13 protein-coding genes and 1 pseudogene are annotated in these 20,412 nt (G+C 71.2%); 8 read left to right on the forward strand and 6 right to left on the reverse strand.

The window, feature by feature from the left end:
* Positions 1-8: 8 nt before the first annotated feature.
* On the forward strand, positions 9-929 hold the full coding sequence (gene sigJ / locus AB0N07_RS25885) for an RNA polymerase sigma factor SigJ (protein ID WP_365838920.1): 921 nt from the start codon (positions 9-11) through the stop codon (positions 927-929).
* Positions 926-2,425 (forward strand): cytochrome bc complex cytochrome b subunit, encoded by a 1,500-nt coding sequence (locus AB0N07_RS25890; RefSeq protein ID WP_365838922.1) that lies wholly within the window; start codon positions 926-928, stop codon positions 2,423-2,425. Before sigJ ends, AB0N07_RS25890 begins: the two co-directional genes overlap by 4 nt.
* 6 nt (positions 2,426-2,431) lie before the next feature.
* Here the strand turns inward: AB0N07_RS25890 and AB0N07_RS25895 are convergent, their stop codons facing one another.
* Together AB0N07_RS25895 and AB0N07_RS25900 are read right to left on the reverse strand one after the other, a co-directional pair.
* A complete protein-coding gene (locus AB0N07_RS25895; protein WP_365838924.1) occupies positions 2,432-4,675 on the reverse strand; it encodes a glycoside hydrolase family 9 protein in 2,244 nt (747 codons plus the stop codon).
* A gap of 156 nt (positions 4,676-4,831) precedes the next feature.
* Positions 4,832-7,930: a glycoside hydrolase family 2 TIM barrel-domain containing protein gene (locus tag AB0N07_RS25900; RefSeq protein WP_365838926.1), complete on the reverse strand. Its 3,099-nt coding sequence runs from the start codon at positions 7,928-7,930 to the stop codon at positions 4,832-4,834.
* 256 nt (positions 7,931-8,186) lie between these two features.
* Here AB0N07_RS25900 and AB0N07_RS25905 point away from each other — a divergent pair, with 256 nt between their 5' ends.
* Complete coding sequence (locus AB0N07_RS25905; RefSeq protein WP_365838928.1) at positions 8,187-10,559, forward strand: SpoIIE family protein phosphatase; 2,373 nt, start codon at positions 8,187-8,189, stop codon at positions 10,557-10,559.
* 130 nt (positions 10,560-10,689) lie between these two features.
* Here the strand turns inward: AB0N07_RS25905 and AB0N07_RS25910 are convergent, their stop codons facing one another.
* Complete coding sequence (locus AB0N07_RS25910) at positions 10,690-11,259, reverse strand: RNA polymerase sigma factor (RefSeq protein ID WP_365838930.1); 570 nt, start codon at positions 11,257-11,259, stop codon at positions 10,690-10,692.
* A 19-nt stretch (positions 11,260-11,278) separates the two neighbouring features.
* On the opposite strand from AB0N07_RS25910, the gene AB0N07_RS25915 reads away from it, so the two are divergent.
* The 3 genes from AB0N07_RS25915 (at position 11,279) to AB0N07_RS25925 (ending at position 14,793) form a co-directional block, all read left to right on the forward strand.
* On the forward strand, positions 11,279-12,643 hold the full coding sequence (locus AB0N07_RS25915; RefSeq protein ID WP_365838932.1) for a serine/threonine-protein kinase: 1,365 nt from the start codon (positions 11,279-11,281) through the stop codon (positions 12,641-12,643).
* Between the two features lie 128 nt (positions 12,644-12,771).
* Positions 12,772-13,455, forward strand: coding sequence for a DUF4232 domain-containing protein (locus tag AB0N07_RS25920; protein ID WP_365838934.1), 684 nt, complete (start codon positions 12,772-12,774; stop codon positions 13,453-13,455).
* 84 nt (positions 13,456-13,539) lie between these two features.
* Positions 13,540-14,793 (forward strand): SLC13 family permease, encoded by a 1,254-nt coding sequence (locus AB0N07_RS25925; protein ID WP_365838946.1) that lies wholly within the window; start codon positions 13,540-13,542, stop codon positions 14,791-14,793.
* Positions 14,794-14,802: 9 nt separating this feature from the next.
* On the opposite strand, the gene AB0N07_RS25930 is transcribed toward AB0N07_RS25925, so the two are convergent.
* Positions 14,803-16,650: an RICIN domain-containing protein gene (locus tag AB0N07_RS25930; RefSeq protein WP_365838936.1), complete on the reverse strand. Its 1,848-nt coding sequence runs from the start codon at positions 16,648-16,650 to the stop codon at positions 14,803-14,805.
* 374 nt (positions 16,651-17,024) lie between these two features.
* Entirely contained in the window at positions 17,025-17,942 is a 918-nt protein-coding gene (locus AB0N07_RS25935) for a helix-turn-helix domain-containing protein (RefSeq protein ID WP_365838938.1), read from the reverse strand.
* A gap of 64 nt (positions 17,943-18,006) precedes the next feature.
* Between AB0N07_RS25935 and AB0N07_RS25940 the strand changes: the two genes are divergently transcribed.
* A complete protein-coding gene (locus AB0N07_RS25940) occupies positions 18,007-18,825 on the forward strand; it encodes a phytanoyl-CoA dioxygenase family protein (RefSeq protein ID WP_365838940.1) in 819 nt (272 codons plus the stop codon).
* Between the two features lie 16 nt (positions 18,826-18,841).
* Here the strand turns inward: AB0N07_RS25940 and AB0N07_RS25945 are convergent, their stop codons facing one another.
* Positions 18,842-19,813, reverse strand: coding sequence for an aldo/keto reductase (locus AB0N07_RS25945; RefSeq protein ID WP_365838942.1), 972 nt, complete (start codon positions 19,811-19,813; stop codon positions 18,842-18,844).
* A gap of 214 nt (positions 19,814-20,027) precedes the next feature.
* On the opposite strand from AB0N07_RS25945, the pseudogene AB0N07_RS25950 reads away from it, so the two are divergent.
* Positions 20,028-20,412: pseudogene (locus tag AB0N07_RS25950) on the forward strand (hypothetical protein); the annotation flags it as partial.

Below are 20,412 nucleotides of genomic sequence, written 5' to 3' on the forward strand. Positions count from 1 at the left end.
GCCCACACATGGCGCACAGCACGGGAAGTCCGGTCAGCGACGAGGCGACCGATGTCTTCATGAACCATCGGGAGCTGTTGTTCAGCCTCGTCTACAACATGCTGGGCAGCGTCGCCGACACCGAGGACGTGCTGCAGGAGACCTGGCTGGCGTGGTCGGGCCGGGGCGTAGGCGGGATCACCAACCCGCGCGCCTATCTGGTCCGGATCGCCGTCAACCAGGCGTTGCAGCGACAGGCCGTGATCGCCCGCCGCCGCGAGACGTATGTCGGCCCGTGGCTGCCCGAGCCGCTGGTCGCCGACGACGCGGGCGCCGACGACCCGGCCCTGCGCGGCGAGTCCGTGTCCCTGGCGATGCTGGTGGTCCTGGAGGCGCTGTCCCCACTGGAACGCGCGGTGTTCGTTCTGGGCGAGGTGTTCGGCTACGCCCACACCGAGATCGCGGACGTCATCGACCGCACCCCGGCGGCCGTACGGCAGCTCGCGCATCGCGCGCGGGACCATGTGCTCGCCCGCCGGCCGCGCTACCGGGCGCACCCGCGCGTCCGGCAGGAGGCGACCGAGCGGTTCGTGCGGGCCGCGCTCGGCGGGGACATCGCCGAGCTGATGGAGATCCTGGCGCCGGACGTCACGGTGTGGACGGACGGCGGCGGCAACCGCAGGCCGGCGGGGCTGCGCCCGGTGCACGGCCGGGACAAGGCGGTCCGCCTGATCACCTCGTACGCGACGCGGCGCGGCCCCCAGCACCTGGACCTGCGCTACCGCCGGGTCAACGGCGACGACGCCGCGGTGCTGTTCCAGGGCGACTCGCCGTACGCCGTGATGGTCATGGACCTCACGCCCGAGGGCGACCGCGTGAACGGCGTCTACATCGTCACCAACCCCGACAAGCTCACGCACGTGCACAAGGACGACGAGGAGGACGAGTGACCGCCACCGAGACAGCGGGCCGGGGCGAGCGCGTCGCCGACTGGCTCGACGGACGCCTCGGCATCCACTCGCTGGGCAGGAAGTACCTGCGCAAGGTGTTCCCGGACCACTGGTCGTTCCTGCTCGGCGAGATCTGCCTGTACAGCTTCGTCGTGCTCGTCCTGACCGGCGTGTACCTCACCCTGTTCTTCCATCCGTCGATGAACGAGGTGACGTACCACGGCAGTTATGTCCCGCTCAACGGCGTGCGGATGTCGGAGGCGTACGCCTCCACGCTGCACATCAGCTTCGACGTGCGCGGCGGGCTGCTGATCCGGCAGCTGCACCACTGGGCGGCGCTGGTCTTCGTCGCCGGGATGCTGACGCACATGATGCGGCACTTCTTCACGGGTTCGTTCCGCAAGCCCCGCGAGGTCAACTGGCTGTTCGGCTGGCTGCTGCTGTTCCTCGGCCTGTTCGAGGGCCTGTTCGGATACTCGCTGCCGGACGACCTGCTGTCTGGCACCGGCCTGCGCTTCGTCAACGGCGCTCTGCTGTCGGTGCCGGTCGTCGGAACGTATCTGTCGATGTTCCTGTTCGGCGGCGAGTTCCCCGGCCATGAGGTCGTGGCCCGCTTCTACTCGCTGCACATCCTGCTGATCCCCGGCATCATGGCGGCGCTCGTCGTGGCGCACCTCATCCTGGTCGTGTACCACAAGCACACGCAGTTCGCGGGCCCGGGACGGACCGAACGCAACGTCGTCGGCACACCGTTCATGCCGGTGTACCTGGCGAAGGCGGGCGGTTTCTTCTTCCTGGTCTTCGGCGCGCTGACGCTGGTCGCGGCCGTCGCGACGATCAACCCGGTCTGGGTCTACGGCCCCTTCCGCCCCGACCAGGTCTCCACGGGCGCCCAGCCCGACTGGTACCTGGGTTTCGCGGAGGGACTGGTCCGGGTGATGCCGGGCTGGGAGATCAACCTGTGGGGTCATACGCTCGTCCTAGGCGTACTGATACCGGTCGTGGTCTTCCCGCTGCTCCTCGTCTTCATCGGGATCTACCCGTTCCTGGAGGCACGGGTGACCGGCGACAAACGCGAGCACCACCTCTTGGACCGCCCGCGCAACCGCCCGGTCCGCACGGCGATCGGCGCCGCCTGGATCAGCCTCTATCTGATCCTGCTGGCGGGAGGCGGCAACGACATCGTGGCCACTCGTCTGCACCTGTCGATCAACACGGTCACCTGGACGGTCCGCGTGGCGGTGTTCGTCCTGCCGGTGGTCGTCTTCGTCGCCACCCGCCGCATCTGTCTGGGCCTCCAACTCCGCGACGCGGAGCTGGTGTTGCACGGCCGGGAGACCGGCGTGATCAAGCGGCTGCCGCACGGCGAGTACGTCGAGGTGCACCAGCTGCTCGATCAGGCAGAGCTGCACACCCTCACCGCCCACCGGCGGCAGGGCGAACTCGTGGAACACGAGCCGCGACCCGAACTCGTGGAGCGCGAGCCGCAGCCCTGACGGGTCTCAGCCCTGGTCCGCCACGAACGACGCCATCCGGGCCAGGGCCGCGTTCCAGTTGATGGCCGTCTCGTTGGTCGACCAGGACTGGATGTCGTCGATGTAGCAGAACTGGCCGACACAGCCCTGGAGTTTGCTCTGTGCGTAGGGATCCTGGATGGACGAGTTCGGCCCGCCCGCAAGGGTTCCGTGCGGCGGGTTCGGGAGCTTCGGATCGAGCTCGTGGGCGTACCAGCGGCTGTGCTGGTTGTGGGAGTTGACCTCGCCGTAGCCGGTGACGTACGAGATGTTCAGCGCGTTGCGGCCCAGGATGTAGTCCATGGTCTGAACCGCGCCGTCCCGGTACTTCGAGGCTCCGGTGATGTCGTACGCCGTCGCCAGGACCACCCCGTTGTTGAGGATCTGGTGGCTGGAGCCCCAGTCGTAGACGTTGTTGTCGGGTGCGTACGGCATGCCGTACGGCTGTGACTTCAGGGTGGCCAGGTAGCGCTCGGCGCCCTTGACGACGGACCGGCGGATCTTGTCCCGGCCGGGCAGTTTGCTGGGCACGGTCGCCAGGTCGAGGCGGCCCGCTGCGGCCGTCCTTCCCCAGTCGAAGCCGAGCGGGCCGAAGATGTCGGCGGTGTTCATCGGCGAATTCCGCACGTAGTCGGCGAACTCCTTCTCGCCGGTGGTGAGATAGAGCTCCGCCGCCGCCCAGTAGAACTCGTCCGTCGCGTTGGTGTCGTCGTAGGCGCCGCCTCCGGTGCCGTCACTGGCGGAGGCGTACATGGTCGGGTGAGCGAGCGCCGCGTTCCAGGCCTTGCGGGCCGCCGTGAGGGCCTTCGCCGCGAAGGCGCGGTCGTAGGGGCGGTAGAGGCGGGCCGCCTGGGCGGCCGTCGCCGCCAGGTTGAGGGTCGCCTGGGTGGACGGCGGGTGCAGTTCCCGCTTCTGCGGGTCGTCACTGGGCAGCAGCGGCAGGCCGGTCCACTGTGCGTCATGGATCTTGTGATGGGCCATACCGGCCAGCGGCTGTCCGTCGGGCACCTGCATCTTCAGCAGGAACTCCAGCTCCCAACGGGCCTCGTCGAGGATGTCGGGCACCTTGTTCGCGCTCTCCGGGATGGCGAGGGTGCCGTCCCGCAGCCTCTCCGGCTCCCCCGTGCGGGCCAGCTTCTCGCGTTCGTAGGTGCTCAGCAGTTCCCAGGTGGCGATGCCGCCGTTGACGACGTACTTGCCGTGGTCGCCGGCGTCGTACCAGCCGCCGGTGACGTCGAGCGTGTAGTCGCACACGCCCGGCTGGCAGGGCACGTGCGCATCGCCCTGGTTCGGCGCCACGTCGAGGTGCCCGGCGGCCCGGCCGTACCCGGGACGCAGGTCGTCGCGGATCGCGATGCCGCTGCGCTGCGTGTAGTAGTACTTCAGCGAGTCGAGGCGCAGTTGCTCGTAGGCTCCGGTGCCGATGCCGAAGGGGCGGCTGGTCTCCCCGTCGGCGACCAGCGTGAAGCCCTTGCCCGGCCTGCGGTAGTCGCCGAAGTCGATCGAGTGGACGTTCTGCCCGGAGGAGACGTCGACCCCTCGCGGCACGGTCCAGCCGTGGTCGACCGTCGCGCCGTCGGCGTCCTTCAGCTGCCAGGGCAGTTTCGTGGTGGCGTCGGTGACGAGGGTGGCGTTCTTGGGCCCGGAGGGCAGATAGGCGACCTGGTTGACGCGGACCCGCGGTCCGGTGTCCGGCTGGTACACCTCGGGCGGGACACCGCCCAGCAGCGATATGTCGTCCATGCAGAATCGCCAGGCGTCAGCACTGCCGCCGGCCTGGAAGGCGACCTGGCCCTGGGTGGTGTCGACGGGTGAGGTGAAGGTGTACGAGTAGGTGTTGCCGGAGACGCTCAGCTGCGGGCTCACCTCGAAATAGGTGTCGTACGGCGCCACTTGGAGCCCCACGACCGCCCGCACCACATGGCCTTCGGGCGAACCGGTCGCTTTGAAGCTGAACTTGTACGACTCCCCCTTCTTCAGGGTGACGTCGTTCTGGCCGACGGCGGCATCCCAGCGGTTGGTGGTGCCGCCCGGCACATCCGCGCAGAGCTGACCGCCGGACACGCCTGCGGTGACGTTGGTGGTGGTCCACCAGGGGTCGATGGTGGTGTCGAAGGTGCCGTTCTTGAGCTGCTCGACCTGGTCGGCGGCGGCCGGATGGGCCGGCACCCCGGTCAACGCCGTCCCCAACAGGGCCGTCAGGGTCAGCAGAATGGTTCTGCGTCGTTTCACGTCTGGGCTCCTCGGGCTGAGGTACGGGTGACGCTCGCCGGACCCAACGGGGTGGGAGCGCTCCCAGATGCGGACGCAGCTCATGTTTGTTCGCGCCATGACACTCCGTCAACGGTCCGGACAGGACTGGTTTCCCGCCCGGACCGCTCCGGCCGCTCAGCCGCCCGGTGCCTCCAACTTGCTGATCCGCACGGCCCCGAGGACTTCACCCGGGTGAGCGCTGGTCAGTGTGAGCCGCAGGCGGGCGCCGCGCTGCGCGTCGAAGGTGAGGACGGTGGGCGCGTCCGACGTGGTGGCCCAGTCGACCGCCGCGCCGGTGACCGGCACGTACCGGCGCCCGTCCCACACGGCCGCCTCGATCGACGCGGGCAGGGTGTGCGTCGCGTCAACGGTGAAGGAGACCTCCACCCGGTCGAAGGTCCGGGCCCGCCCGTAGTCCACCGAGACCCAGTCCTCTTCCCGCGCGCCGTCGAAGGCGGGCAGCAGGGCCGTGGCGGACTTGGCGAAGGCGTTGGACCAGCCGGTGGCCGCGTCGCCGTCGAGCATCGCGGCGGGCAGGGTGTCCGGGCGGCCGGAGTAACTGGCGTCCGCATACGGGTGGTTCGGGGGCGCCGGGTGCTCCGGCCCGAAGGCGGCCGTCGGGGTGGTCGCGGCCGACCTGGCGGGCGTGGTGCGCGCGGTGGCCGTTCCTGCCCGCAGCCCCTCCGCGCGTGCGCTCACCTTCAGGGTGCCGGCCTCGGTGCCGGCGCGCACGATGGCAAGGGCCTTGCCGTGGAAGGCGCTGCGGGTGGTGGCCTGGTAGCGTTCGGCGCTCTCCTCCCGGCCGTTGTCGAGCCCGGCGAGGGATCCGCCCGTCACGTCGAAGGTGATCAGGTGCTCGGCGTCGGGCACCACCACCCCGCGGGCGTCGACGACGTCCGCGGTCACGAACGCCAGCGAACGCCCGTCCGCGGCGAGGGACTTGCGGTCCACCGTGAGCCGTACGGCATGCGGTTCGCCCGCCGTGCGCAGCACGTCGGTGGCGACCACCTTGCCGTCCCTGCGGGCCACCGCCTTCAACTCGCCCGGCTGGAACGGTACCTTCCAGGTCAGGTGCAGCTTGCCGGCGCTGCCGTTCGGGCTGGTGTAACTGCCGGGCCAGGGGCCGGTGGTGAAGGTCTTGTCGTCGCCGGTGGCCTCCGTGGTCTCCAGATACGTACGGCCGTCCGTGGTCCTCTTGGTGTCGAAGGTGCGCGTGCCGAGGGACTTTCCGTCGAGGTACAGCTCGACGGTGTCGACGTTGGAGTACGCCCACACCTCGACCGTGTCGCCCTGCTCGTGGTTCCAGCTCATGGGCAGCAGATGAACCATGGGCTCGCTGGTCCACTGGCTCTGGAACAGGTAGTACATGTCCTTGGGGAAGCCGGCCGTGTCGACCGCGCCGAAGAAGGACGCCTTCACCGGGAAGACGTCGTACGGCGTCGGCTCTCCGATGTAGTCGATGCCGGACCACAGGAACTGCCCGGCGAACCACTTGCGGTCCCGGTCCTTCTTGTGGCCGTACTCGCCGCTCATGGTCCAGGAGGCGAGGTTGTTGTCGTAGGAGGAGACCTCGCGCCTGCCGGGTGTGTGGTTCTCACCGGTGTTGAGGTGCTCGGGCTCCTGGTAGGAGCCGCGGGTCGAGGTCTCGGACGAGGACTCCGACTCGAAGAGGAACAGCTTGGGGTACTTGGTGTGCAGGGCGTCGACCGACTTGGCGGTGTTGTAGTTGAGTCCGAGGCCGTCCAGCTTGGCGAGCATGAGGTCGGCGGCGGAGCCGGTGGCGGGCACACCGTGGTACTTGTTCGACCCGATGACGACCGGCCGGGTGTCGTCCGCAGCCTTGACGGCACCGATGATCCGGTCCGCCATGGCCAGTCCGGCGGTGGAGGTCGAGTCGGGTATCTCGTTACCGATGGACCACAGCACCACGGCAGGCGAGTTGCGGGCGGCGAGGACCATCTCGGTGGCGTCCTTCTCGCACCACTCGTCGAAGAAGCGGCCGTAGTCGTACTTCGTCTTGCCGGTCCGCCAGCAGTCGAAGGCCTCCACCATCATCACGATGCCGAGCTCCTCGCAGACCTGGATCATCTGCGGCGAGGGCGGGTTGTGCGAGGTGCGGAAGGCGTTGACGCCCATCGACTTCATGATGGTCATCTGCCGGCGCACGGCGTCGATGCTGATCGCGGCGCCGAGAGCACCCTGGTCGTGGTGCAGGTCGACGCCCTTGATCTTGGTGTGGGTGCCGTTGAGGGAGAAGCCCTCGTCGGGGTCGAAGCGGTAGGTGCGGATACCGAAGGGGGTGCGGTAGGTGTCGACGGTCCTGCCGGCGACGCGCAGTTCGGTCTCCAGGGTGTAGCGGTGTTCCGGGGTCGCGAAGTCCCACAACCTGGGCTCGGGGACGGTGAGTTCGTGGGTTTCGGCGGTCTTGTCGGTGACGGCGACCGTGGTGGCGGCACGGGCCACCGTACGGCCGTCGGGGCCCTTGACCGCCGAGCGGATCTCGACCTGGCTCGCGGCACCGGACTCGTTCACCACCGAGGTCCGTACGCGTACGACGGCCCGATCGCCGGTGATGTCCGGCGTGGTGACGTAGGTGCCCCAGCGCTCGACGTGCACCGGCTCGGTGACGACCAGGCGGGCCTCGCGGTAGATGCCGCTGCCCGAGTACCAGCGGCTGCTGGGGAGCTGGTTCTGCACCTTGACGGCGATCACGTTCTCGGTGGTGCCGTCGGTGTGCAGCAGATCGGTCAGGTCGAAGGCGAAGCCGGTGTAGCCGTAGGGGTGCCGGCCGGCCTCGGTGCCGTTGCAGTAGACGTAGGAGTCCATGTAGACGCCGTCGAACTCCACCGCGATCCGTTTGCCGGTGAAGGCGGGCGGCAGGGTGAACGCGAGGCGGTACCAACCGAGGCCGCCGGGGAAGAAGCCGGTGCCGCTGGTGGTGCCGTGCTCGGTGGTGGGGGTCTGCTCGATGCTCCAGTCGTGCGGCACCGCCGCCTGGCGCCAGCCCGAGTCGTCGTAGCCGGGGTCGGCGGCCTGTGCGTAGGCGCCGGTCGGATCGGTGATTCCGTCCGGGTTGACCAGGGCGAAACGCCAGCCGTCGCGCAGGGCGACGGTGCGGCGGCCGGATCCGCCCGCGGCGGCCTCGGCGGCCCGGGCCACCGGGGTGGCAAGAAGCGCTCCGGCGGCCGGCGCAGCGGCGGAAGCGAGCAGAACCGATCTCCGAGTCACTGTCATGGCGGCTCCCCCTCATCAGGGCCCAGAAGTACTCACAACTGATCGTGAACAAACGGATTCTGACGCGACGCCACACAGAGCCGTCAAGGGTGCGGGGGCGCCCTTCTGCCTCACGCGTCACAACGGCCGGAATTGCCCCTTGACCGGGCCGCCGCGCGCCCATGGGGGTTCCCGTCCGCGCGGCTCGCCGACGGACTAGGCTGGAACTCAAGTGACCCGGCGGTTCACTGTGAGTGTTCGCGATGGAGTGGCGACGATGAGCCCGGAGTATCCGTTCGACGAGGCCGCGACGGCGCGGGCTGTCATCGATGAATCCGGCACGCTTGTCGAGTGGAACGCGGGTGCGGAGCGGCTGCTGGGCTGGCCGGTCACCGAGGTGGTCGGCCGTCCCGGCCGGAACCTGCTGATCGACGGGGACGTCCTCGCGCCCGCCGGGGCCCGCTGGGACGGGACCGTCGCACTGCGCCACCGCGACGGCCACGAGGTGTCCGTCTGGCTGCTCGTCCACCACCGTCCGTCGCGCAACGACACGCCCGGCCGGTGGCTCCTCTTCAGCCCACTGGACGGCGACGCCCCGCACTCCCCCGACGACCCGCTGGCCCGGGCGGCGCTCACCCAGTCGCCCTGCGCGGTCGCCGTGTACGACGAGCGGCTGCGGCTGAAGAGGGTCAACGACGCCATGGTCGACGTGATCGGCCTGCCCGAGGAGCGTGTGCGGGGGCTTCGACTGGCCGAGATCGGCGGCAAGCCGCAGAGCGAGGAGCTCGAGGCGCACATGCTGCAGGTGCTCACCACCGGGCGCCCGCTGGACGTCCAGACGTACATGCACACCGGCGGCGAGGATCGCGCGCACGCCTGGCTGGCCCGGATGGCGCCGGTCACGGACACCGAGGGGCGGGTGCGGGGCGTGTGCCTGGCCGCGCACGACTTCACCGACAACTACCTCGCCCGGGAGCGGCTGCAGCTGGTCAACGAGGCGAGTGTGCGCATCGGATCCACGCTCGACGTCACCCGTACGACGCAGGAGCTCGTGGACGTTCTCGTGCCCGCCCTGGCCGACCTCGTCAGCGTCGACCTGCTGGACCTCCAGGAACACGGCGGCGAGCCCCCGCTCAGGCTGACCGCCCCGATCGGGCTGCGCCGCGCCGCACACCTCTCCGTCAATCCCGGCACGCCCGAGGCCGTCCTCCAGCCCGGGCAGCTGGAGCACTACCCCGCGGGTTCACCCCAGGCCGACTCGCTGATCGCGGGCCGCACGATCGTGGCGTCCGTCTCCTCGGGCGCCCTCGACCAGTGGCTCAGCTGGCACAAGACACGTGCCGAGCGGGTCAAGGAGTACGGCATCCACTCCACGATGTCCGTGCCGATCCGGGCCCGCGGCCAGACCCTCGGTGTCGCGGTCCTCACCCGGTTCCGGCGGCCGGACCCCTTCTCCGCGGACGACGTCCTGCTGGCCGAGGAGATCACCACGCGGGCCGCCGTCTGCATCGACAACGCCCGCCGCTTCTCCCGCGAACGGGAGACCGCCCTCGCCCTGCAGCGCAGCCTGCTGCCCCGCTCGCTGCCGCGCACCGCCGCGGTGGATGCCGCCTCGCGCTATCTTCCCGCGGCCCGGGCGGGTGTGGGCGGTGACTGGTTCGACGTGATCCCGCTGTCGGGGATGCGGGTCGCCATGGTCGTCGGGGACGTCGTCGGGCACGGCATCCAGGCCTCGGCCACCATGGGCCGGCTGCGCACCGCCGTGCGCACCCTCGCCGACATAGACCTCGCCCCCGACGAGTTGCTCACCCATCTGGACGATCTGGTCGTCCGGCTGTCGGTGGAGGCCGGCAACGACGGCAGCCCCGGCGAGGTCGGCGCCACCTGCCTGTACGCGGTCTACGACCCGGTGTCGCGGCGCTGCACCATGGCCCGAGCCGGGCATCCGCCGCCGGTCGTGGTCCCGCCGGGCGGCGTTCCGCAGCAGGTGGACCTGCCGGCCGGGCCGCCGCTGGGTCTCGGCGGGCTGCCGTTCGAGTCGGCCGAGCTGGAGCTGCGTGAGGGCAGCGTGCTGTCGTTCTACACGGACGGGCTGATCGAGACCCGCGAGCGGGACGTCGACGCCAGCCACCGGATGCTGTGCGACGCGCTCAAGGCGTACTCCGACTCGCTGGACGAGACCTGCGACCGGGTGCTGCACGCCCTGCTGCCGTCGGGTGGCGCCCTGGACGACGTGGCCCTGCTGCTGGCCCGCACCCGTGGACTGCCGTCCTCGCAGGTGGCGACCTGGCACATCCCCGCCGACCCGGCACTGGTGGCGCCGATCCGCAAGCAGGTCGTCGAGCAGTTGGACGGCTGGGGGCTGCAGGAGGCGGCGTTCACCGCCGAGCTGGTGGTGAGCGAGCTGGTCACGAACGCGATCCGGTACGGCGCGCACCCCATCCGGCTGCGGCTGATCCACGACGAGGCCACGCTGATCTGCGAGGTGTCGGACACCAGCCACACTGCGCCGCATCTGCGGCGTGCGAAGACGTGGGACGAGGGCGGGCGGGGGCTGCTGCTGGTGGCTCAGCTGACGCAGCGGTGGGGTAGCCGCCATACGGCGGACGGGAAGACGATCTGGGCGGAGATCGGACTGCTCGACGAGTAGCGCTCCGCGGGTTGGGCGGTTCGGGTCGTCTTGTCTCTGCGGCTGCGTCGTGGCTGGTCGCGCCCGCGCGGCGGAGCCGCATATGGATACAGCCCCGCGCCCTTACAGTGCGCGCTTCGCGCGTTCCTGCTCAGGGCGCCTCCGCAAGCCAGGGCCTGACATGTTTGCGGGCCTCGTGGAGGCGGGACTTGAAGGTGCCCAGGGGGATGCCGGTGCGCTCGGCGGCCTCGGCGTAGTCGAGTTGGCAGATGTCTCGGTAGACCAGGGGGTCGACGAGGTGGGGGTGTTCGCGCTCCAGGCGTTCCAGGGCCTCCAGCAGGTCGAGGCGGGAGCCCGCGATGACGCTGGTCGTGCGGGGGTCGGTGAGCCGGCCCGCGTCGATGGGGGCCGGTTGTTCGGCCGAGCGCCGCTTGAGTTCGCGGTACTTCTGGCGGCAGCAGTTGGCGACGACGGTGTAGAGCCAGGTGCTGAAGCGGCTGCGGCCCCGGAAGGTGGAGATCTTCCGGGCGACCTGGAGCAGGACGTCCTGCGCGGCCTCCTCCGCGTCCTCGCGGCAGGGCAGGAACCGGCCGCAGCGCCGGACGACCTCGGGCCTGATCACCCTGAGCAGCCCCTCCAGCGCCGCCGGGTCGCCCGCCGCGGCACTGCGGGCGAGGTCCTCGGTGGGCGCGACCTGGGGCTCTCCTCGGGAACGATCCACGTCCAGGCATGATAGTCGTATGCATTCCGTCGAGCGGATCGGGCGCTACCGCCTCGAACGGCGCCTGGGCACGGGCGCGTTCGGCACGGTCTGGCTGGCCCATGACGACGAGCTCGACGCACCGGTGGCGGTCAAGGTCCTCGCCGACAACTGGTCCCACCGGCTCGATGTGCGGGAGCGGTTCCTGGCCGAGGCGCGCATGCTGCGCCGGGCGGGTTCCGACCGGGTGGTGCAGGTCTACGACATCGGTGAACTCCCCGACGGCAGGCCGTACTTCGTGATGGAGTACGCCGACGGCGGCACTCTCGCCGATCTGCCGGCCGGCGGCCCGCTGCCGGTATCGGAGGCGCTGCGGCTGACGGCGCTGGCCGCCCGCGGTGCGGCGGCGCTGCACGCGGCGGGGATCGTGCACCGGGACATCAAGCCGAGCAACGTGCTGCTGTGCTCCGCCCCCGACGGCGTGTCGCGGGTGCTGCTGGCCGACCTGGGGCTTGCCAAGAGTCTGGCGGAGGCGTCCGGGCTCACCCAGGCCGCCGGTTCGGCGGGATACCGGCCGCCCGAGCAGGCCGAACCCGGCGTCGGCATCGACGCCCGGGCCGATGTGTACAGCCTGGGTGCGGTCGCCTACCACCTGGTCACCGGCGCGGTTCCGGGTGAGCCGGGCCGCGTCGTACGGCCCGACCGGCTGCGTCCGGATCTGGCTCCTGCCGTCCGGCGGGCCCTGATGCGGGCGCTGGCGCCGGACCGCAGACGCCGCTGGCCCGACGCCGAGGCCTTCGCGCAGGAGCTGGAACGGCTCGCCGCCTCCGGTCACCGGCCCCGAAGACACCGGACGGCCGTCACTGTGACGGGTACCGTGGCCGTGGTCGCGGCCGTGGGTGTGACGCTGGCACTGGTCGACCGGCGGCCCCCGGCCACCGCGGATGCGCGGGTCTCGGACACGACCGGCAGGGTCGTCGCCGAGGTTCCCCGCGACTGGGACCGGCAGGTGCGCGACTCCGGGTGGGACCCGCGGGCGCTCGGCCTGCCTTCGGGCCCTGAGCCGGGGTTCGCCGTCGCGGACCGCCTGACCGCATGGCACGACCTGACGGCCGAGGTCAACGGCGTGCTGGTGGGCCTGAGCGAGCACGGCGACCTCACGGCCGCTGTGAACGCCCTCACCCACCCGGGCTGCCACTACGACGGTGCACGCGCCTACTCCGGCACCGTCTGGCACGGCAGGGTCCGCACCTGGGACGGCTGCACGGGCGGCGGGTCGGTCACTGAGGCCGCGCTCGCCCCGGCGGACGGCAGCGCGCAGACTCGGGTGTACGTACAGATCCGGCAAAGTGGCCGGGCGTCGGCGACCGACCGCATCCTCGCCTCCGTACGCATCGGAAGCTGATGCAGAACCCTCGGACCGCGCGCGAACTTTTTCGTCCCGGCATGCATCGGACCTGTATGACGGGGCACATCAGCGCCGTACGCACACGCCACGACGTGTGCGAGGAATCACCGGGAGTGTTGAGGCACATGGCCAAGAAGTCCCCCTCCGTCCACCGGGCGGCCCTGCTCGCGAGTGCGGTCGCGGTGCTCGGTCTGCTGACGGCCTGCGGCAGCAGCGGCAACGGCGGCACGGCGAGCGCTCCGACGACGCTGCCCGGTACGGCCGCGCCTGCCACCGGCGGCCACCGCAGTACCGACCCGGCGAGCGCGTCCGCCTCCACGGCGAACAGCGCTCCCGGTGCGGCCACCCCGACCGCGTCGGCGGCGCAGTCCACGCCGGCCGGCACCGCGGGAGGCCGTTGCCACACCTCGGAGCTGCGGGCGACCGTCGGGCAGAACGACCCCGGTGCCGGGCAGGAGAACTTCCCGGTCATTCTGACCAACGCCTCTTCCCGTACCTGCACGGTGCGCGGCTACCCTGGGGGCGCGTTCGTGGACGCGTCCGGCCGGCAGCTGGGCCCGGACCCGAAGCGCTCCTCGGGCAGCCCTACGACGGTGACGCTGGCGCCGGGCAGGAGCGCCTGGGCCGGACTGACCTTCTCCAACCCGGACGTCAGCGGCGCCCACGCGGCCACCCCCGCCTCACTGCTGGTGACACCCCCCAACGAGCGGGACCACCTCACGGTGACATGGAAGGGCGGCCCGGTTCCCGTGTCCGGCAATGCCTCCTCGGTGTTCCTGACGGTACTCAGCCCGGGCACCGGTCCCTGAGCGGGCGGGGCCCGCGGTGGATCTCTTACCGTGACCTGTTTTCATTGAGAGTCCCGCCGCTGATCTGCCCTGAAGGACCCTGCCCTGAACACCGCGCTCGCCGAAATACTCTCCGTCGCCCTGCTCGTCGCGGTCCTCGCCTGGGCGGTGCTGCGCCCGAAGGGTCTGCCGGAGGCCGTGCTGGCGGTCCCGGCCGCGGGGATCGTGATCGCCACCGGCGCGATCTCCCTGGACCACGCCCGGGAGGAGGCCGCCAGCCTCGGGCCCGTCATCGGCTTCCTCGCCGCCGTGCTGGTGCTGGCCCACTTCTGCGACGTGGAGGGGCTGTTCCAGGCGTGCGGGGCGTGGATGGCCCGGCGGGCGGCGGGCTCTCCCGGGCGGCTGCTCGCGGCGGTCTTCGTCCTGGCGTCGGCGATCACCGCCGTGCTCAGCCTGGACGCCACGGTGGTGCTCTTGACGCCGGTGGTGCTCGCCACCGCCGCCCGGGCCGGCGTCCGGGCCAGGCCGCATCTCTACGCGTGCGCCCACCTGTCGAACACGGCCTCGCTGCTGCTGCCCGTGTCCAATCTCACCAACCTGCTGGCGTTCGAGGCGAGCGGGCTGAGTTTCACCCGGTTCGCGGCGCTGATGGCGCTGCCGTGGCTGGTCGCCATCGGGGCCGAGTATCTGGTGTTCCGGCGGTTCTTCGACGAGGATCTGGCCGCGTCCGTGCACTCCCCCGAACCCGGTGAGACGCCCGCGCTGCCGTTGTTCGCGCTGGTCACCGTAGGGTGCACACTGGGCGGATTCGTCGTGGCCTCCGCGGCCGGCATCGACCCTGCCTGGGTGGCCGCGGTGGGCGCGCTGGTGCTGGCCGGCCGCGCGCTCGCACGGCGCAGGGCGACCCCGCTGTCGGTGGTGCGGGCCTCGTCCCCGGCGTTCCTGGCGTTCGTCCTCGCGCTCGGCATCGTGGTGCGGGCGGTGGTCGACAACGGGCTCGCCGACGCCCTCGGCCAGGTGCTGCCCGGCGGCTCGGGGCTGCTCGCACTGCTGGGCGTCGCCGCGCTGGCCGCCGTACTGGCGAACCTGATCAACAATCTGCCCGCGGTGCTGGTCCTGCTGCCGCTGACCGCCGCCGGTGGGCCCGGTGCGGTGCTGGCGGTGCTGCTCGGGGTGAACATCGGCCCGAACCTGACGTACGCGGGATCGCTGGCCACGCTGCTGTGGCGGCGCATCGTGCAGCGGCACGGCCAGGAGGTGCAGCTCGGGGAGTTCACCCGGCTCGGCCTGCTCGCCACCCCGGCCGCGCTCGTCGCGGCGGTGGCGGCGCTGTGGCTGTCGCTCCAGGTGGCCGGCTGAGCCTTGCGGTCAGTGGTGGCCGCCACCGCCATATCCGTAACCGTTGCCGTCTCCGGAGCCAGAGCCGTAGCCGCCCCATCCGCAGTAGGACGGGTTGTAGTAGCAGTACGGGTTCGTGGGGTAGGGGCTCGTCGGCGTCGGCCGCGCGGTCGTCGGAGCGGGCGACGGCGTGGGTGTGGGGCTCGGGGTCCTCGCCGCCTTGGGGGTGGCCTTCGGTGTCGGCGAGGGGCTGTTGTCGGCGTCCCAGTTGACCACCTGCATCTGCAGGTCGGCCTTGGTCGTGTCGAACGCCCAGCGCTGGGCGGTGCCGTCGTCGCGGGTCTTGACGACCAGGGCGCCCGAGCCGTCGGTGGCCGCGGGAGTCAGCGCCAGGTCCTGGTTCCAGCGCGGCACCAGGGTGCCCTGCAGGGTGAAGTCGTAGCGGATGTTCTTGGCGCCCGGCTCGGAGGCGCCCGTGCACGGGGCTAGCTGCACCGAGTAGCCGAGGTGGGAGTCCAGGCACAGGTCGGGGTCCGCGGCACTGCGCAGACGGCCGTCGGTCTCGTACGTCCACTGCTGGACGGATGCCGAGGAGCAGTCGGCGAGTTCGGTCTCGGCTCCCTTGACGGCCTTCTTGCCGACGACGGCGACGCACAGCCCGGAGTCGGCGTTGTGCAGTTTGCCGCGCATGGTGCCCTGGGAGCCCGTGCTGGTGCCGACCCAGGAGGGGCCCGTGGACGGTGTGCCCGCGCCGCTGCCGGGGGTCTCGGAGGGGTGGTCGCCGCCGGCCGTGGTGCTGCCGTCGCCGGAGCCGAGGACGGACCACAGGACCAGCGGGAGGACGACGAGTCCGCTCACCGTCAGGACGGCCGCGGCGAGATTGCGGCGGCGGGCGGCGGCGTGCCGGGCGGCCTTGTGGGCGGCGCGGCGGGCGGCGGAGCGGCCACCGGGGCGGGGGGCGGTGCCGGACGCGGGATGAGACGGGGCGAAGGGCTCGCCCGGGATCGGCGGGAGGGGGATCTCGGGGGGCAGGGCGCCGGACTCCTCGGTCAACGAGGCCACCCGGGACTCCACATAGGCACGCGCGCCCCAGCCGAGCACCGCCTCGGCCAGCGCGAGGCCGAGTCCCTGGTTGAACTGCGCCAGCTGGTCGGCGGTGTGGCGGCAGTGTCTGCAGCCGGCCAGGTGGGCGTTGAGGTCGGGGTCGATGTCGACTCCGCCGCGCCGGTAGGTCACGTCCAGCATCCGCAGATAGCGCCGGCACTCCTGCTCGGGGGCGAGTTCGCGGTGGACCTGGAGGCACTCCTCGCGCAGCCGTTCACGGGCCCGCTCCAGTTCGACGGCGGCGTCCTGCTCCTCGATGCCCAGCAGGCCGGCGGGTATCCCCAGCGCTTCCGCCTCGACCTCCACATGCCACAGCAGACAGCGGGCCGACTGGGGCAGCCGCTGGAAGGCTCCGGACAGCAGGCGGCGGTCGGACGGCGGCAGCAGACGGGCCGCGACGCGGTCCCCGCCCTCGGAGGACAGCTCGGGGTGGAGGTGTTCCCGTCGGTGGTCGTTGTCCCACTCCGCGGCGATCCGGCGGACGGTGACGAGGAGTTGGGGCCGCCACGCGGAGGTCGGCCCGTTCTGCCGCAGGGTTTCACCGAAGAGCCGCGTGAATGCGGCGGTCGTGAGCATTCCCGCCGAAGCGGCGCCGTCGGTGCACAGCCGGGCGTAGGCGAACGCCGCTTCCCAGTGCCGGTCGAGAAGTTCGCCCACGGGCTGCAGCGCGGGCGTCGTCCCCGTCCACTTCTTCAGTTCTGCGCTCAGCTGTTCGTCCGTCACGAAGAACCGGCGGTCGGGCGTGGGGGAATTCGACAGGCCCGCGTCTTTCACGGCTGCATTCCTCTCGGGGGCATGCGTCATAAAGTCCATACCAACGGGTATGAGTACAGGATTCGGCAGCTCCAACGCCCACCTGGGGAAGCTCTTTTGGAGCGTAGGTCGAACAGGAGCGGCCTCGTGCACACAGCCGGAAAATGAATTGTCCGTGCGCCGACAGGGCACACCTTTGCACAGGTCAGGCAGGCCTAACAAGAGATCCAGCGGTTTTGTGCTCGCCGGGCCCGCCGAGAGGAATTGACGAATGGTCAAGCCTGTCGGCGCCACAATTGGAAATGGGATTCAGTTGGTCGGCGCACTGGCCTGCTCCACAACCATTGAGCGGCCGTTTCACCGCACATCCGACGGGTCGAACGCGGCGACGCGCCTCACGTCTCAACCATTGAGCCGCCTCGTCGGTAGGCGCCGGGCGGCACTCCGTAGCGTGTGCGGAAGACCCGGTTGAAGTGGAACGGGCTGGCGAACCCCGAGGCCGCGGCCACCCGGTCCACCGACAGGTCGGTGCTCTCCAGGAGCCGGGCGGCATGCCGCAGCCGGGCCTCGCGCAGCGCCCGCATCGGCGACTGGCCCAGTTGCCGGGTGAACAGGTGGGCGAACCGGGAGGGCGACAGGGAGACGCTTTCGGCGAGTGAGTGCACGGTGTGCGGGGCGCCCGGGTCGGCTGCGATCAGCGCCTCGGCGCGGCGGATTCGGCCGTCGACGCCGGGCGGCGACGCCGGGGTGCGCGCGGTGGCGGCGGTGAGCAGGACGATCTCCTCCAGGGAGGACAGGGCGAGCTCCCGCGCCGCGGTGCCGTGCGCCACGGCGACCCGGTCGTCCGGCGCGGCGGCGGGCGGTGCCCCACTGCCGGTCCAGCGGGCGTCGGCGAGCATCCGGCGGAAGGCGGCGTCGATCCGGTCGTGCAGGGCGGCCGGGGTCGGGGCGACGACGAACAGTCCGTCGCCGGTGTCGTACGGCCGCAGCCACGGCGCCCAGGACGGGCGGGCCTGGCAGTGCACCCACCAGAACTGCCAGCTGTGGGAGGCAGGTTCGACCGCGTACTCGTGCCGGACGCCCGGGGCGAGCACCACCAGGTCGCCCGCACCGGCCCGTGCCTCGGCCTCGCCCTGGCGCAGCCGGCCGTGCCCGCCCGTGGTCCACGTGAACAGCCAGCTGTCCGCGCCGCGCGGCCGGTTGACGCCGTAGCCCTCCAGCCGGTCGTAGCGGCCGACCACGACGAGGCCCGGCGGCGGGGCGGGATCGCCCGGTGCAGCAGTCTCGGGCAATCCGTCAGCGTTCACGGGCATCCTCCTGAAGCGCACGGCGACCTAGCGTGATGAGCCGAGGACACCCGATCGAAGGAGCGGACACATGACAGCCATGGATATGGGCGCCGTCGGCGCCTCCATCCTCACCCAGGACGGGCTGAGGCAGTTCCAGGAGGACGGGTTCACGGTCGTACGCGGACTGTTCGGGCCCGACGAGATCGACCGGCTCTGTGCGGAGTTCGCGGCGCTGCACACCGCGGGGCCGGTGCCCGGGCACTTCGAGCCTCGGAAGTCCGGGGATCCGCTGGTGGCCTACCCGAGGGTGATGCATCCGCACGAGATCAGCGGGACGGCGCTGCGCGTGCTGCTCGACGCGCGGCTGCGCAGGGCGCTGGAGGCGCTGCTCGGCGAGGAGGTCCTGGCCGCCCAGAGCATGTTCTACTTCAAGCCGCCGGGCGCGCGGGGGCAGGCGCTGCACCAGGACAACTTCTATCTGCGGGTGGAGCCGGGCACCTGTGTGGCGGCGTGGGTGGCCTGTGACGTGATCGGCCGGGACAACGGCGGTCTGGAGGTCGTCCCCGGTACGCACCGCATGGATCTGTTCTGTCCGGAGGAGGCGGACGCCGAGGTGTCGTTCGCGCGGGAGTACGTTGCGCCGCCGCCGGGACTTGCGACCGTGCCGGTCGACATGGCGCCGGGGGACGTCCTGTTCTTCAACGGCAGCCTGGTGCACGGCTCGCAGCCCAACGGGACCACCGACCGCTTCCGCCGGTCGTTCATCGGCCACTACGTGGGGCGGTCGGCGGAACGCATCGGGCACTACTACCGCACCCTTTCGATGGACGGCGAGCGCGTGGTCCTGGCGGAGAGCGAGGGCGCGGGCCCGTGCGGCACGGAGTTCGCACCGCACGGGCCGCATTAGCCGGCCCTGGCGGGCATCAGCTGTGACCGACGACGGGGTGCGGGGAGTAGGGGGCCTCGAGCTCCTCGATCTCCTTGTCGCTGAGCTCGAGTTCGACCGCGGCCACGGCGTCCTCGATGTGGTGCGGCTTGGCGGCGCCGACGATCGGGGCCGCCACCGTGTCCTGGTGCAGCAGCCAGGCCAGGGCGACCTGGGCACGCGGGACGGCGCGGTCCTTCGCGATGCGGGTGACGGCCTCGACGATGGTGCGGTCGCCCTCCGAGTAGAGACGGCTGCCGAAGTCGTCGCCTGCGCTGCGCTCCGTCACCGTGCCCCAGTCCCGGGTGAGCCGGCCACGGGCGAGCGGGCTCCAGGGCAGCACGCCGACACCCTGGTCGGCGCAGAGCGGCAGCATCTCGCGCTCCTCCTCGCGGTAGAGGAGGTTGTAGTGGTTCTGCATGGACACGAACTTGGTCCAGCCGTGCCGCTCGGCGGTGTACTGCATCTTGGAGAACTGCCAGGCGAACATCGAACTCGCCCCGATGTAGCGCACCTTGCCCGCCTTCACCAGGTCGTGCAGGGCCTCCATGGTCTCCTCGACCGGGGTGTGCGGGTCGAAGCGGTGGATCTGGTACAGGTCGACGTAGTCGGTGCCGAGCCGGCTCAGACTCTGGTCGATCTCCGTCATGATCACCTTGCGGGACAGTCCCCCGCCGTTGGGGCCGGGCCGCATCCGGCCGTGCACCTTCGTGGCGAGGACGATGTCGTCGCGGTGGGCGAAGTCGCGCAGCGCCTTGCCGACGATCTCCTCACTGGTGCCGTCGGAGTAGACGTTCGCCGTGTCGAAGAAGTTGATCCCGGCCTCCAGCGCCTGCCGGATCAGCGGACGCGAGGCCTCCTCGTCGAGCGTCCACTCGTGCACGCCTCGGTCGGGCAGGCCGTAGGTCATACAGCCGAGACAGACCCGCGACACGTCCAGGCCCGTCGAACCGAGCTTCACATACTGCATCGTTGCTGCTCCTGCCTTCGGGATGGGTACGAAGGGGAGCGTACGACTTCACCCGCACTCCAAGCAGCACGCACCCGGACGGCCGGGGCACCCGGCCGTTGCTGCCCGCAGGTGACCGCCCGGCGTGGGAGCCGCCTCGCGGTCGGCGCGCTCGCGCATCCTCGGCGCAGGTGACCGGCGCCCGGCCGGTCGTGGCCCCGCGGGAAGGAACCCGATGCCGACACGTACGACGAAGACGAAGCCGAAGCTCCTGATGGGAACGGCGGCACAGACCCTCGCCCTGCCCCTCATGCTGGTCTCGCCCGCATGGAGCAGTCCCAGTCCGCCGCCGGAACCCTCGACGCTGTGCGCACCCGCAGGGATCCTGCGGGGCGCGAACGGGCAGCGTGCGGTGGTCAGCCTGTGCGCGGGCAGCGGCACCCCGACGATGGCCGTGTCGGCCCCGGCGACCTGCACCGGCCCGGGGGAGGACGACGACGACCGCGCCTGTCTGACCTCCGGCACCTGGACCGCACGCAAGGGCGGCGTGACGGCCGCCTCCGGGAAGCTTCCCGGAGGGGGCGGTTATACCCGCCCGGGGACGTACGACGTGACGGGCG

Origin of the sequence: Streptomyces sp. NPDC051172 (assembly GCF_040682555.1) — a bacterium.
In the GTDB taxonomy this organism is placed as follows: Bacteria; Actinomycetota; Actinomycetes; order Streptomycetales; family Streptomycetaceae; genus Streptomyces.